This window comes from Spirosoma pomorum, from assembly GCF_054776615.1.
The window spans coordinates 167634-181274 of sequence record NZ_BAAHBP010000037.1 but is presented as its reverse complement, the minus strand read 5'-3'; the positions used below and the strand labels follow the sequence as shown (position 1 = coordinate 181274).

General features: G+C 50.0%; 12 protein-coding genes. 4 read left to right on the top strand and 8 right to left on the bottom strand.

Translation table 11 applies throughout. The annotated features are described in order from the left end of the window. Positions 1–78 precede the first annotated feature (78 nt). Complete coding sequence (locus ACYVAD_RS21870) at positions 79–957, bottom strand: diacylglycerol/lipid kinase family protein (RefSeq protein WP_461141672.1); 879 nt, start codon at positions 955–957, stop codon at positions 79–81. Between the two features lie 220 nt (positions 958–1177). Between ACYVAD_RS21870 and ACYVAD_RS21865 the strand changes: the two genes are divergently transcribed. Further along, positions 1178–1609 carry a YybH family protein gene (locus ACYVAD_RS21865; RefSeq protein ID WP_461141671.1) on the top strand — a complete coding sequence of 144 codons (432 nt, stop codon included), beginning with the start codon at positions 1178–1180 and terminating at the stop codon, positions 1607–1609. 16 nt (positions 1610–1625) lie between these two features. On the opposite strand, the gene ACYVAD_RS21860 is transcribed toward ACYVAD_RS21865, so the two are convergent. Then, positions 1626–2891, bottom strand: coding sequence for an acyltransferase family protein (locus ACYVAD_RS21860; protein ID WP_461141670.1), 1266 nt, complete (start codon positions 2889–2891; stop codon positions 1626–1628). An 84-nt stretch (positions 2892–2975) separates the two neighbouring features. Here ACYVAD_RS21860 and ACYVAD_RS21855 point away from each other — a divergent pair, with 84 nt between their 5' ends. Then, positions 2976–3392: a MaoC family dehydratase gene (locus tag ACYVAD_RS21855; RefSeq protein WP_461141669.1), complete on the top strand. Its 417-nt coding sequence runs from the start codon at positions 2976–2978 to the stop codon at positions 3390–3392. An 85-nt stretch (positions 3393–3477) separates the two neighbouring features. Here the strand turns inward: ACYVAD_RS21855 and ACYVAD_RS21850 are convergent, their stop codons facing one another. The 4 genes from ACYVAD_RS21850 to greA form a co-directional block, all read right to left on the bottom strand. Further along, on the bottom strand, positions 3478–3660 hold the full coding sequence (locus ACYVAD_RS21850; protein ID WP_461141668.1) for a histone H1: 183 nt from the start codon (positions 3658–3660) through the stop codon (positions 3478–3480). Between the two features lie 140 nt (positions 3661–3800). Beyond that, positions 3801–5105, bottom strand: coding sequence for an aminotransferase class I/II-fold pyridoxal phosphate-dependent enzyme (locus ACYVAD_RS21845; protein WP_461141667.1), 1305 nt, complete (start codon positions 5103–5105; stop codon positions 3801–3803). A 182-nt stretch (positions 5106–5287) separates the two neighbouring features. After that, positions 5288–5677 (bottom strand): HIT family protein, encoded by a 390-nt coding sequence (locus ACYVAD_RS21840; protein WP_461141666.1) that lies wholly within the window; start codon positions 5675–5677, stop codon positions 5288–5290. A gap of 2 nt (positions 5678–5679) precedes the next feature. Further along, the gene (gene greA, locus ACYVAD_RS21835) at positions 5680–6153 is read right to left on the bottom strand and encodes a transcription elongation factor GreA (RefSeq protein WP_461141665.1); all 474 of its coding nucleotides are present in this window, start codon (positions 6151–6153) and stop codon (positions 5680–5682) included. Between the two features lie 314 nt (positions 6154–6467). Here greA and fmt point away from each other — a divergent pair, with 314 nt between their 5' ends. Continuing rightward, positions 6468–7391: a methionyl-tRNA formyltransferase gene (fmt, locus tag ACYVAD_RS21830; RefSeq protein WP_461141664.1), complete on the top strand. Its 924-nt coding sequence runs from the start codon at positions 6468–6470 to the stop codon at positions 7389–7391. Next, the gene (locus ACYVAD_RS21825; RefSeq protein ID WP_461141663.1) at positions 7388–7888 is read left to right on the top strand and encodes a dihydrofolate reductase; all 501 of its coding nucleotides are present in this window, start codon (positions 7388–7390) and stop codon (positions 7886–7888) included. The genes fmt and ACYVAD_RS21825 overlap by 4 nt, the downstream gene beginning before the upstream one ends. 62 nt (positions 7889–7950) lie before the next feature. Here the strand turns inward: ACYVAD_RS21825 and ACYVAD_RS21820 are convergent, their stop codons facing one another. Both ACYVAD_RS21820 and infB read right to left on the bottom strand, forming a co-directional pair. Then, the gene (locus ACYVAD_RS21820) at positions 7951–10050 is read right to left on the bottom strand and encodes a BatA domain-containing protein (RefSeq protein WP_461141662.1); all 2100 of its coding nucleotides are present in this window, start codon (positions 10048–10050) and stop codon (positions 7951–7953) included. A 178-nt stretch (positions 10051–10228) separates the two neighbouring features. Continuing rightward, positions 10229–13513, bottom strand: a complete 3285-nt coding sequence (infB, locus tag ACYVAD_RS21815) for a translation initiation factor IF-2 (RefSeq protein WP_461141661.1) — start codon at positions 13511–13513, stop codon at positions 10229–10231. Between the last annotated feature and the right edge of the window lie 128 nt (positions 13514–13641).

Below are 13641 nucleotides of genomic sequence, written 5' to 3'. Positions count from 1 at the left end.
AACCACCTGACGTCAAGTTGGTTTTGGCGGGACAAATATCGGGCATCCTGCGGTAAATTACCCAACGAAATGATTTTACTAGAGTAACACCAGCAGGCTCTGCGGTAGAATACGTATTTCGGCGCGGCCTTCTTCCAATATAAGCGGTTCCCCATCGGCGTGAATCAGCATTGGGCCATCTACCTGAACTAGCGCTTTTGTTACTGATTTTCCCTGCCAGTAAGTCGACTGGTCCAGGCTCTTGTTAAATAATCGCCAGGCCAGCATACCTGCCATCTGCGCCGGAAATGGTCGTAATTCGCACTGCTCCAGGCGACCATCAGAAATATTTGCTTTGGGAGCCATCCAGGCGTTGTTACCAAACTGACCGGCGTTGGCAAATGTCAGCGAGAATAATTGCTTTTCCTGCCCGTCGATGACGTATTGACCAGGCTGGTACGCCCAGAACGCCTGAAACGTCGTCCGAACGTAGGTTGCCAGTCCGCGCACCGGCTGTTTGGCAAAAGCGTGAGCTACATAGGCTTCAAATCCCATTCCGGCCGTACAGAAGAACGGATGCTCGTTAATTTCGGCGCTGTCGATGACAACCGGTTGACCGCCAAGTGCCCGTTCTATGGCCTTCATGGGATTGAGCGGGACTCCCAAATGGCGCGCCAGCCCATTACCTGAACCAACCGGTACAATACCAAGCGCTGTCGCCGATCGGCGAAGTGCCTGTGCTGTTTCATTGATCGTTCCATCGCCCCCGATTGCTAGTATCCGACTAACACCTCGTTTGACAGCCTCGGCCGCCAGCTCCGTAGCGTGACCAGCTGATTCGGTGAAAACAGCTTCGGGTTCGTAGTACATTGCTTCGGCCCGGCGTAGAAAAGCGTTTTTCAAGACAGCTTTTTGTTCAGCCGAAGCCGTACCCGATAAGGGGTTGATAATGGCCAGCACGGCCGGTAAATTGGCCACTTACGAAAAGAAAATAAACAAAACGAGAATAAACAGAATGATAAAGACGTAGTACCAGCCGTCCGAAAAAATATACGGCTTATACTCCTTGTAAAATTTCTGAACCTTATTCATGGGTGCTGGAATAAATCGTCGAACAAAGGTACGCAAACCGGGGCGTTCGATGTAACTTGACCGGACTCAATTAACCGGGTAGGCATCTTACCCATTTTTATAACTCATGAGACTTGTTTACCTGATTGGTTTGTGCGTTCTGCTGACGCTACCCAGCCATGGGCAGACAGCGGCTGATCGTCGGGCGATGTTACAAATCCTGAAGCAGCAAACTGTTGACTGGAACGCTGGTCGCGTTGAGCAATTCATGCGCGCTTACTGGCAATCCGACTCGCTAACATTCGTCAGCAAAACCGGACTTACTTATGGCTATCAGCCTACGCTGGCCAATTATCGGAAGCGTTATCCAACCCGGGCAAGCATGGGTACTCTGAAATTTGATGTCCTGCAATTAGACTTCCTATCGCCAAACGTTGCACACATGATTGGGCGCTGGCACTTGACGCGTCCACAGATCGGTGACGTAGGCGGGCATTTTACGTTACTGTGGCGTAAGGCTAAAAAGCGCTGGGTTATCATCAGCGATCATACCAGCTAACGTAACAGTTTAGTATTTATCGGCTGGCACGTACACTTGTTCGCTCTTTCTCTTTTAGTAGTTCGGTAGGTTCTTTTCTGGACATTCGCTCACGTAGCGCTGTAACAGGCTTCTCAAAGTACTTAAACAGCAACGTTGACAAGGTCAGCACCAGCCCCCAGAATAAGCCAACCTTTGCCCAGCCAACAATCAATGAGGTTGTCGGAAACCGTTCGATTACGTTCATCATAATCGGGGTCAGGTTAAGCAGGTACATCGAATACGAAATTAGACTGATGTGAGTAATGAACCGGGCTATGCGCATTTTGGTACGTCCACCCGCTGTTTCCGCAGAACCGACCGTCTTCCAGCCGTCCATGAACGGCATGATCAGCATCATGCTTACCCCAATCAAAGTGAAGTAAACGGTGCGTTTGTAAAAAACGTAAGCTGGGTACACGCCTGCCGCAACGTAATATTTGAGAATAACGATGGAAGCGGAAAAAGAAACCGCCACCACGCACAAAATACCTATGGTCAGTAATCGTTGCCGCAGCACGGGGTTGGTCCACTGAATAGGGTAGTAATGTTTAATATATGCGGCTAACACGCCATAGGAGATGGCGTCCAGTCGGGTGATAACAATACCCCGATAGCCAAGCTCGCCTTCTGAAATCGGGATTTGCATCGCCATAACCAACCGGTAGGCGTTAGAAATCGCTATGATTAGTAGAATAGACGCCAGCACGATTCGCTGACGTGACCAGCGGCCGGAACATAGCAGATGCATCCCCCACAGTACCAGTGGCAACGTAATGTATGACCATTCTTCGATGGCCAGGCTCCAGCTTTCAGGGAAGAAATCAGGAACGTACTGGGCAAAATTCTGAAGGAAAAAGAAATACTTAACCAGCGTGCCCTTGCCGGGTAATGTATGATGCAGTCCGCTGCGCCAGGCGCGTAGCAACGCGAATCCAATCAGACCACCTAGCACCAGATAGTAATTAGGAAGCGTTCGAAACCAACGCCGGGTCCAGAAATTCGAGAGTAGTTTTCGATCAAAGCCGTTATTCTGCTCATACGACCGGATTAGTATTCCACCAATCAAGAATCCACTCAACACAAAGAATAACTCGACACCATCGGGTAACAGATGATGCCAGAATCCACCGCTGTAGTATTCTTTAAGCGCAATCGTTGCGTGGGCATCAACAACAATCAGGATAGCCAGCGCCCGCAGCAAGTCGAGTCCGAAAACACGCTTTTCGTACGATGCGCCGAGCGAAAACAAATTTTTGAGCATAATTTACCAGATCGACGACAAAGCTAAACGCAATCCATCAGATTCAGCCCTGAAAATAGTTAATGGGATTTGTAGCTTTGTTGCATGACTCCCGATTTTGCACTAAACGCTGTTCACCGGTACGCGTTCCGGTTTACGCAGGCCGACGTAAACGACTTTGCTCGTATCACGGGCGACAATAACCCACTACATCTGGACGCCGATTTTGCCGCTCAAACGCCCTTCAAGCGCCCTATTATTCACGGCATGTTAAGCGCTACTGTATTCACCAAAGTTCTCGGTACCGAGTTTCCGGGCTATGGTTCGGTTTATCTGGGGCAGACGCTGGAGTTCCTGCGCCCTATGTTTGTCGATACGGATTACGAAGCAACGTTCACCGTTAAGGAGTTCAACACCGAGAAACACACGGCTGAAATTCTCGGTGAAATCCGCGATGTACAAACGAAAAAGGTAACGGTACGGGGTGTGGCAACACTCATGCACCGAGAGAAAATAGCCTAACCGCTTATAGCCAAAAGACGAATCCCCCGCCGACCAGTGGCCAGCGGGGGATTCATCGTGTTCAGTCGATTAGAACCTCAGCTACCTATTCTTCACCTTTGTTTTTGGTGTCCTGAACTTCAGACCGGATAGTTTGTGCCAGCGTCTTCAATTCCTGCATGCCTTTGCGGACACGCGTACCAGCGGCTTGGTTGTTCTTGTCATAGAACTTTTCGAAGTCGCCTTCCAAAGACATTACGAGGTTCTTTATTTCGTCGAAACGTGCCATAGCAATGTATGGGTTTAAGTGGAAAAATGCCCAAATTCCGCTTAAAACGCGGTTTTCGGTTGAAATTTACTCATTCTCCCATACAGCGCAATAGCCAGGCCAAAAAAATAGAGCAAAAATGCAATTTTTACCTAAAAACTCTATTCACTGGCTGATTCGGCCGATATTTCAATCGTTTGAGGATCGACTGTCGTCGTATTTTGACGATAAACTCCTTTTTCCAGTTTATCGGCTACCGCAGAGAATGCCTCAAGGGTGTATTGAACATCTTCAAGCGTGTGTGCAGCCGTCGGAATGATCCGTAACATGATAATATCTTTCGGTACCACGGGGTAAACAACGATTGAGCAGAAGATCCGGTGATTTTCCCGCAGGTCACGAATGAGCGCTGTAATTTCAGGATAGCCTCCCTGCAGATTCTGCAACAGAACCGGCGTTACGGGCGACTGTGTATCCCCAATATTGAAGCCCCGCTCCCGTAGTCCGTCCTGCAGCGTACGCACGTTCGTCCAGAGCTTTTCGCGGAATTCATCAGAGTTCCGAATCATCTCCAGTCGTTTCAGCGCCCCCTCAACGTACGGCATTGGCAACGCTTTGGCGTACGTCTGCGACCGCATGTTGTACTTGAGGTACATGATCACATCGTGGTCGGCAGCGATGAATGCACCAATAGCCGCCATCGATTTAGCGAAAGTTGAGAAGTACAAATCAATACCGTCCTGACAACCCAGCATCTCACCAACACCAGCACCCGTTGCCCCCATGGTACCAAATCCGTGTGCGTCGTCGACCAGCAGACGGAAATTGTACTTTTCCTTCAGGGCAACAATTTTATCCAGGCTACCTACTTTACCCGACATACCGAAAACCCCTTCGGTTATGACCAGGATACTACCCCCTTTTTCTTCGGCTTTCTTCGTGGCCCGCTGGAGGTTTTTCTCCAGGCTGGCCATATCGTTATGGTTGAACTTGTAGTATTCACCCATCTTCGCTTTATGGAGACGGATTCCATCGATTAGACAGGCGTGGCTTTCGGCGTCATATACAATAACGTCGCGGTGATCAACAACCGCTTCAATAGCCGACATAACCCCCTGATAGCCGTAGTTCAGCAGGAAAGCATCTTCTTTACCAACGAACTCGGCGAGTTCTTTTTCCAGTTTCTCGTGCAGGTCGCTGTTACCCGACATCATACGAGCCCCCATTGGGTACGCCAGGCCCCATTTTGCGGTAGCATCGGCATCGGCTTTCCGTACTTCAGGATGGTTTGCTAACCCAAGGTAGTTGTTCAGGCTCCAGTTCAGCATGTCCTGCCCCTGGAAACGCATATGTGGGCCGAGCTCTCCTTCGAGCTTCGGGAAGGCAAAATAATGGTGACCATTAAACTCCCGGGCCGACGAGCCAATTGGACCTAAATTGGTGCGCAGTTTCTCAAATAAATCCACTTTTTATAGACGTTTAGTGGGCTAAACCCTTGTTTTTTACGCGGTAAGTGCAAAAATAACACTTAACTTCTGGGAGTTCAAGTTGAACCCCGAAATTTCACTTTTATTAGATTGTACGTCTTCCCAATACACCATAAAAAAAGGACACCGGTTGCTTCCGATATCCTTTTTTCACGCAGTTGTTAAATGTATTGTCGAATCTTTTGCGCCGTTTCGGCCAGTTCATCCTGCGTTGGATTCATTTTTTTTGTGAAATCCATGTTCGCCATCGAATTCAACGGAATGAGATGAACATGCGCATGAGGCACTTCCAGGCCGATAACCGATACGCCAATACGTTTGCACGGAATCGCCTGTTTAACCGCAGCCGCAACCGTTTTGGCGAACTTCATTAATCCCACGTAAAGTTCGTCGTCCAGGTCAAAGATGTAGTCAACTTCTTTTTTGGGGATTACCAACGTATGACCCGTCGTTGTCGGCGTAACATCCAGAAAGGCGAGAAAGTCGTCCGTTTCGGCAATTTTGTGCGCCGGAATCTCACCAGCTACGATACGCGAGAAAATAGAGGCCATAGCTACCGGGAAATATCAATGATTTCGAACTCCAGCACGCCCGCTGGCACTTTGATCTCAGCAAGGTCACCAACATGTTTTCCCAAAAGACCTTTTCCGATGGGAGATCCTACGGAGATACGTCCTGCTTTCAGGTCAGCTTCTTCTTCCGAAACCAGCATGTAGTTCATGACAGCTCCGTTTTTCTTGTTCTTGATTTTCACCGTTGACAGAATAGATACCTGCGACGTATCAATGGTTGATTCGTCCAGCACCCGAGCGTTCGCGACGACTTCTTCCAGCTTTGAGATTTTCAGTTCATGCAGCCCCTGCGCATCTTTAGCCGCATCGTATTCTGCATTCTCACTGAGGTCACCTTTATCACGTGCTTCGGCAATCTGACGGGCAATTTCCGTACGACCTTTGGTTTTCAGATCGTTCAATTCAGCCTTAAGCCGGTTTAGTCCTTCTTCGGTGTAATATGAAATCTTTCCCATAATTCGATGCGTAACTTCTTTATCTGTTTTTCACATTGGTTGGGGTTGCTTGCTAAAACAAAAAAACGGTCCGCCGACCGTTCTGCAACCAAATTAGTTTTCTTTGCAGTCGCGTCAGTGTCTCCGTCGGCAAGCCGAGGTAAATGGTTTACGTATGTACTTATTAACTCGTCGCATTGCTTTTCTCTTCGTCCTGACCGACTGAATATGACGCAACGCGTCTTTGCGGACGCGTTGTGATGACAAAATTACGAATACTTCCGGGCTATATCAACAGATAGCCCCTTTGCTTACGAAAACTGATTCACAGCTCCATGCCCCAGCCTCTCCGTATTGTATTCATGGGTACGCCCGACTTTGCCGTCACCAGTTTACAACGCCTGTTGGGTGGTGGCTGCCAGGTAGTAGCCGTTGTAACCGCTCCTGATCGTCCATCTGGCCGTGGTTTGCAACTAACGCCTTCACCCGTTAAGAAAGCAGCGTTGGCCGCTAATTTACCAGTGCTCCAACCGGAAAAACTTCGAGATCCTGCTTTTCTGGAGTCATTAGCTAGTTACAAGCCCGATTTACAGGTAGTGGTTGCCTTTCGGATGTTACCCGAAGTAGTCTGGGCAATGCCTATTATCGGTACATTTAATTTGCATGGATCGTTATTACCCCAATACCGCGGTGCAGCCCCAATTAATTGGGCAATCATCAATGGTGAAACGGAAACCGGCGTAACGACTTTCTTTATCGAGAAGGAAATTGACACAGGTCAGATGATCTTTCAGGACCAGGAGCCGATTTATCCAGATGATACTGCCGGAACAGTTCACGATCGTCTGATGGAGCGGGGAGCTGACCTCGTTTTGAAAACGGTCAGGGCGATTGAAGCCGGGGCCTATCCACGAACCCCCCAACCTGCCTCCGACGACCTGAAGCCGGCCCCCAAGCTTAGCCGCGAAACGACTGAGATCAACTGGAGCCAGCCCGCCATAACCGTACGTAATTTCATCCGTGGTTTATCGCCTTATCCAGCCGCCTGGACGATAATCAATGGAAAGTTTTTTAAGATATATACTGCTTCCATTGCTAATGAATCACCATTTGCGGCCGAACCGGGCGAAGCTTATACTGACAGTAAGAAAGTGATTCTGGTTAAGGCTAACGACGGCTGGCTATCTATTGACTCTCTTCAGGCTGAAGGAAAACGACGCATGACCGCTGAGGAATTTTTGCGAGGAAATAAACTATGAAAATCAGTCTCATTGCAGCCGTAGCTCAGAACGGTACCATCGGCAGTAACAATGACCTGCCTTGGCATTTACCCGATGATTTTGCGTTTTTTAAACGTAAAACAAGCCATCACCCCATTATTATGGGACGTAAATCGCTGGATGCGCTTGGTAAGCCCTTACCTAATCGGACCAACATCGTTGTTACTCGCAATCCAGAGTTTCAGGCTAAAGGCGTAACCGTAGCGCATACGATTGAAGCAGCCATTGATCAGGCTAAACAGATTAACCAGGAGGAAATTTTTGTGATTGGTGGCGCCGAAATTTACGCTATGGCTCTTCCTCTGGCGACTACGCTTTATTTAACTGAGATTGATAGAGTCTATACTGGGGATACGCATTTCCCCAATTTTGACCGCTCGGACTGGCAGGAAGTAAGTCGGCGATTCCATCCCGCCGATGAACGACACGAGGCTAGTTTCAACTTCGTTGAGTACCAACGTAAAAACGACCAATAATCTCATTACCGGTCGTTTTTACATTGGCAGTTTGATCAATCGTAGTAGTAACAAATAGCGATTTACCCTTTCATCAATCGCACCATTCCTATTTCAGCCAGAAGGAACACCAACGACGCGATCAGGAAATATTTCCAGAGGCTTTTACCCATGGTTTCCTGCTCCAACACCTGGGCAAAATCACCATCCTGAATGCTGTCAAACACCTCGACGTTGGGTTGGCTGGCAAATATCCGACGTAATTCATCAGAGGAATAGAAGGCCATCCGCGATTCATCGTTCCCGTGGTTCAGCGCCAGCAAACGCTCCGTTTGCCCCTGGTTATTCTGCAATTCGTAATATCCCGCTTCAACTTCCTGTCCGGCAGCCAGTTCATTGCTTTTTGGCATTTCTAGAAAGAGTTGATTCCCCACCACGCGCTGCACCGGAATAATTTCCAGCTTATTCCGCTTCAGTTTGTACACCGCCCGATCGGAGGGATTATTAACGGAGATAGTCAGCGAATTATCGTCGAATGAATACGCCGTTTGCTGGGCCCGTACGCTCAGAGCCGCCATTTTGTACATGATCGGCACGAAAAGCGCATGTTCAGCCAGGTTGCCATATTGGTTCGCCAGCGGACTGGCCAACACGTAGACGGATCCTGTTTTTGCCGTAACACTTCCTGCTCTCGACCGGGTCAACAGGGGATTGCCATCCCGAAGATTTAACAGCCGCTCACCCGCGTTCCACCGCCAGACGGGTGCTACATTAGGCATATTGACTGGCTCGGACTGATAACTCTGCTGAAAAACATCCTGAAAGAACGGACTACGTCGGTCGGGTTCAGCTACGGGGAGTTGTGTAGGCGTAGCGGTCGTTTCGACTGCCCGAACGCCACCAACGCCCAGCGTCGCCAGGAAAGGCCCATAGGAAGTCACATCAGGCTTTTCAGGCGGAATAATTGTCAGGCTTCCCCCCTGTCGGACAAACTGTTCCAGTTCGGTACGTAACGTTCCACTTACCTGCGTTACGCCCTCCAGCACCACAAGATCAGTGGCTTTTAATTGGCCTACATCGAAATTCTGGGCGTTGAAGCTCCGACGGCTGAACAAACTGTCATTGGCATACACCGCCTGCACGTAATCAACCGGCGCTTTCTGCTCATACAGATGCAGTACCCGAACGGCGGGCGATGCCTCGATCACGAAGAAATACTGATTGTCGAACGTAATAGGAAAATCCTCAAACACGATCCGACCCCGGTGGTACCCTTTCGACGTAACGTTAAAGTTCAGCGATACCGTAGCCGACCCGCCGGGAGCCAGTGTAGCCGAGGCCGTCGAGGTTTGAGCATCATCCAGATACAGCCGCACGGGAAGGTTTTTTACGTTCTCCTGCCCCCCGTTCGTCAGTTTGACGTTCAGGCTGTTGTTCTGCATCTCGCGGATAAACGGCGTACTGAGCCAGACCGAATCAACGAATACATTTTTAGTTGCCTGTGCATCCAGCGGAACAATAAACAACCGATCACTAGAGTCAATTTTCAGCTTGTTCAGATCACCACCAGTACTTTTCTGAAAATCGGAAAACCAGAATAATTGATTTCCCCCAGCTGGATTGATACTGGCCAGCAAATTACGCTGGCGTCGATATACAGCATCAAGGGCGCGTGGAGTATGGGCGTAACGAACGGACGTAACACGATCCCGAATAGCCTCGGCCGTGCCCGCCTGCTGCTCATTTCCCGAAAAATCGTTTGTTATTAGTTGCAAAGAGCTGGTGTTCCGGAATAGCGTTAATAGTTCGTCCAGCTTACCGATGGCTATGTCGAGATAGCGCTTTTCGTTGCGCTCGTTCTGCATGCTGTATGAATTATCCAGATACAGACTTGTTACCCCCCTCTGCGTTATACCGGGCGTATTCTTTCCGGCTATCCGTGGGTTAGGAATAAATGGCTGCGCAAACGCTATGACCAGACAAATCAGGAATAGACAACGTGCCGCCAGAATCAACCAGTGTTTGAGCCGACGAAACGATTTAGTCTCGGTCTGGACAGTTCGCAGCAAGGCTACATTCGTGAAATAGACTCGTCGGGTCCGCCGGAAGTTGAAAAGGTGAATGGCGACCGGCACTGAAACGGCCAGTAACCCAAACAGAAATGAGGGATATAGGAAATTCATTCAGACTGCTTTCTGCAAACGTTGATCCTGTCACTAGTAACGAATGGCCCTAGACCTTTCGTTTCTCACTCGCCCAAGTTAGTGATAAGCAGGCAGGTTTACGTACGAATTACACATGAAAAAACCCCCATCATTGCTGACGGGGGCTCTTCTATATCAGAAACTTAATATTGACGACTTACAGCGTCCGTTTCACTTCTTTCAGTTCGAAGCTTTCAATCACGTCACCTACTTCAATGTCATTGAAGTTTTTGATGCTCAGACCGCATTCATAACCAAATTTCACTTCGTTGACGTCGTCTTTGAAGCGTTTCAGCGCACTGATTTCGCCCGTGTGGACCACGATGAAGTCGCGTATGATCCGGATTTTGTTGTTTCGTTTAATGTTGCCTTCCGTTACGTAACAGCCAGCAACCGTACCAATCTTACTAATTCTGAATACTTCGCGTACCTCGATGTTACCAACGATAACTTCTTCCACGGTCGGAGCAAGCAGCCCTTCCATAGCGTCTTTTACTTCGTTGATCGCGTCGTAGATGATCGAATACAGACGGATTTCAATCTGTTCCTGTTCAGCCAGCTTACGAGCACTTGCCGATGGCCGGACTTGGAAGCCGACGATGACCGCGTCCGAGGCAGATGCCAGTAGAATATCCGATTCGGAGATCTGACCAACCGCTTTATGGATGATGTTCACCTGAACTTCTTCCGTCGACAGTTGCAGCAACGAATCCGAGAGGGCTTCGACCGAACCATCTACGTCACCTTTCACAATCACGTTCAACTCTTTAAAGGTACCAATTGCCTTCCGGCGACCGATTTCCTCGAGTGTAATGTGTTTGCGAGTACGTAGTGATTGTTCGCGCAGTAGCTGCTCACGTTTATTCGCAATCTCACGAGCTTCGCGTTCGGTCTCCATGACGTTGAACTTGTCACCCGCCTGTGGAGCACCTGGCAGACCCAGAATCTGAACCGGCGTAGCTGGTCCAGCCTCTTTAATCCGTTCGCCCCGGTCGTTCGTCATCGCCCGGATGCGACCGTAGTGAGCGCCAACGAGCATGATATCGCCCTGTTTCAGCGTACCGTTTTCAACCAGTACAGTTGATACATAACCGCGACCTTTGTCCAGTGATGCTTCAATCACCGTACCCAAAGCACGACGATCTGGGTTTGCTTTCAGTTCGAGCAGTTCGGCCTCGAGCAGAACTTTCTCGAGCAGGTCATCAACGCCCATACCGGACTTCGACGATATTTCCTGCGCCTGATACTTACCACCCCACTCCTCAACGAGCATATTCATGGCAGCGAGCTCGGTACGGATTTTCTCCGCATCGGCACCCGGCTTGTCAACTTTTGAGAAAGCGAAGACAATCGGTACGCCAGCTACCTGTGCGTGGTTGATTGCCTCACGAGTTTGTGGCATGATGCTGTCATCCGCAGCAATTACGATGATAACGACGTCCGTCACTTTCGCACCCCGTGCCCGCATAGCCGTAAAGGCTTCGTGACCCGGTGTATCAAGGAACGTAATCATACGGTCATCGGCTGTTTTCACGCTATAAGCACCAATGTGCTGCGTGATACCACCGGCTTCGCCAGCGGCTACTTTCGCCCGACGGATATAGTCAAGTAACGACGTTTTACCGTGGTCAACGTGACCCATGATCGTGACGATCGGAGCCCGTGGCTGCAGATCGTCTGGTTCATCGGCGGCCACGTCCACACCAGCTTCCGTTTCATCTTCGGCTGATACAAACTGAACGTCATAACCAAACTCATCAGCAATAACCGTGATCGCTTCGGCATCCAAACGCTGGTTGATCGAAACGAACATGCCGAGGTTCAGACAGACCGAAATAACTTCGTTGATCGATACGTCCATCAACGAGGCCAAGTCGTTGGCAGACACGAACTCGGTTACTTTCAGCGTTTTTGCTTCCAGCTCTTCCTGTTCGCTTAACAAACGGCGATCTTCTTCGCGCTGGTTCCGGCGATCACGTCGACGGTCAGCACCCCGGTTGGGCTGGTTGCCCTGCATCCGAGCGTTCGTCTGCTGAATCGACTTCCGAACGTCAGCCTGGGTAGGCGCTTCACGGCGGTTTCCACCGCCCCGGTTATTATTATTACCACCTCCGCGGTTGTTGTTGTTACCACCCCCGCGGTTGTTGTTATTGTTATTATTGGTATTACCAGTCCGGTTACCCGACGCGTTGTTATTGCTCGCGTTGTTATTGGTATTCGTATTGGCAGTTCCGGGGCTGGCGTTCCGGTCGCCCCGTCCATGTTGCTGACGGTTGTCCTGATCACCGGCAGGCCGGTCGGTACGATTAACGGGACCACGGTCATTCTGACCATCTCGAGGTCCACGATCATTTCGAGGATTGTTGTTCCCTCCCTGACCGGTCTGACCACCGCCTGGTGTATTTGGCGTGTTAACATTAACTGCGCCTTCCCGACCACGGATACGCTTCCGTTTCTTTTTGTCGGCGTTGCTGCCACCGCTACCCTGCCGTGGATTGTTGACAGGCAATTCGATCTTACCTAGGATCTTTAGTCCACCCAACTGATGACTACCTGCGGCCCGGATCGTCTCCGTTGGCGCTGGCGCTTCATTTTCAGGCGCGCTTGGTGCAGCAGCCGGGGCGCTTGGCGCAGTCGGCGCTACAGCTGCTGGCGCTTCTGCTTTAGCCGGAACGGGACTTGTTACGTTCGCTTTAGGCTGTTGCTGCTGTGGCGTAGCGGGAGCCGGTTTAGGTTGTTCAGCTACTGGCTTCGTTTCGGCTACAGGAGCCGCGGGCGTAGCGGGAGCAACTGGCTTGACGGGTTGTACATCCGCTTTCGCTTCAACCGACGCAGGAGCCACAGGTGCAGGCGTAGGTTGCTGTACCGGTTTAGCTGCTTCAGGAGCGGGAGTTGGCGTAACCGGGGCCTTCACTGGCTCAGCAGCTGGTGTTGGCTTAGGTTGTTCAACCGGCTTCGTTTCCTGCTGAACCGGAGCTTTCGCTACGGGAGCAGGCTGTGGAGCCGGTTTCGGATTCAAATCTATTTTACCGATCACTTTCAGACCTGGCAAACCTGTCTGTGCGGTTTGCGGTACTGGTTTGGCTTCGGTGTTAGTTGACTGAGGGGTTGTTGACCGGGGCGCATCTGCTTTGGGCGCATCTGCTTTAGCGTCCGTAATAGGACGGCCTGCGTCATCACGACGGTACAAAATAACATCCTCCTCCTGACGACGCGGTGGCTCAGCGACCGCAACCGACGGTTCGGACCGGCGAGCTCCATTCAGGAGGTCCGTAGATTTATATTCCTTCGCCAACACCTCTAATTGGTCCATGCCAATCTTAGTGTTGGGATTTACTTCAACCTTAAACCCTTTGGCAGACAGACTCTTCGCAACAGAGGACAGGCCTGTGTTGAGAATTTTTGCCACTTGGCTTAGGCGCATTGACTTATCTTCTGCCATACGTTCGGTCTATATTCGGCAAATTTAATGGTTGTTGATATGGTATGAACAACAGTTAGTACAATAAAAATCCCGGTACTTATTTATTTAAGCCAGAATGCGGTCTTCGTTTATCGTTTTATCCGCTA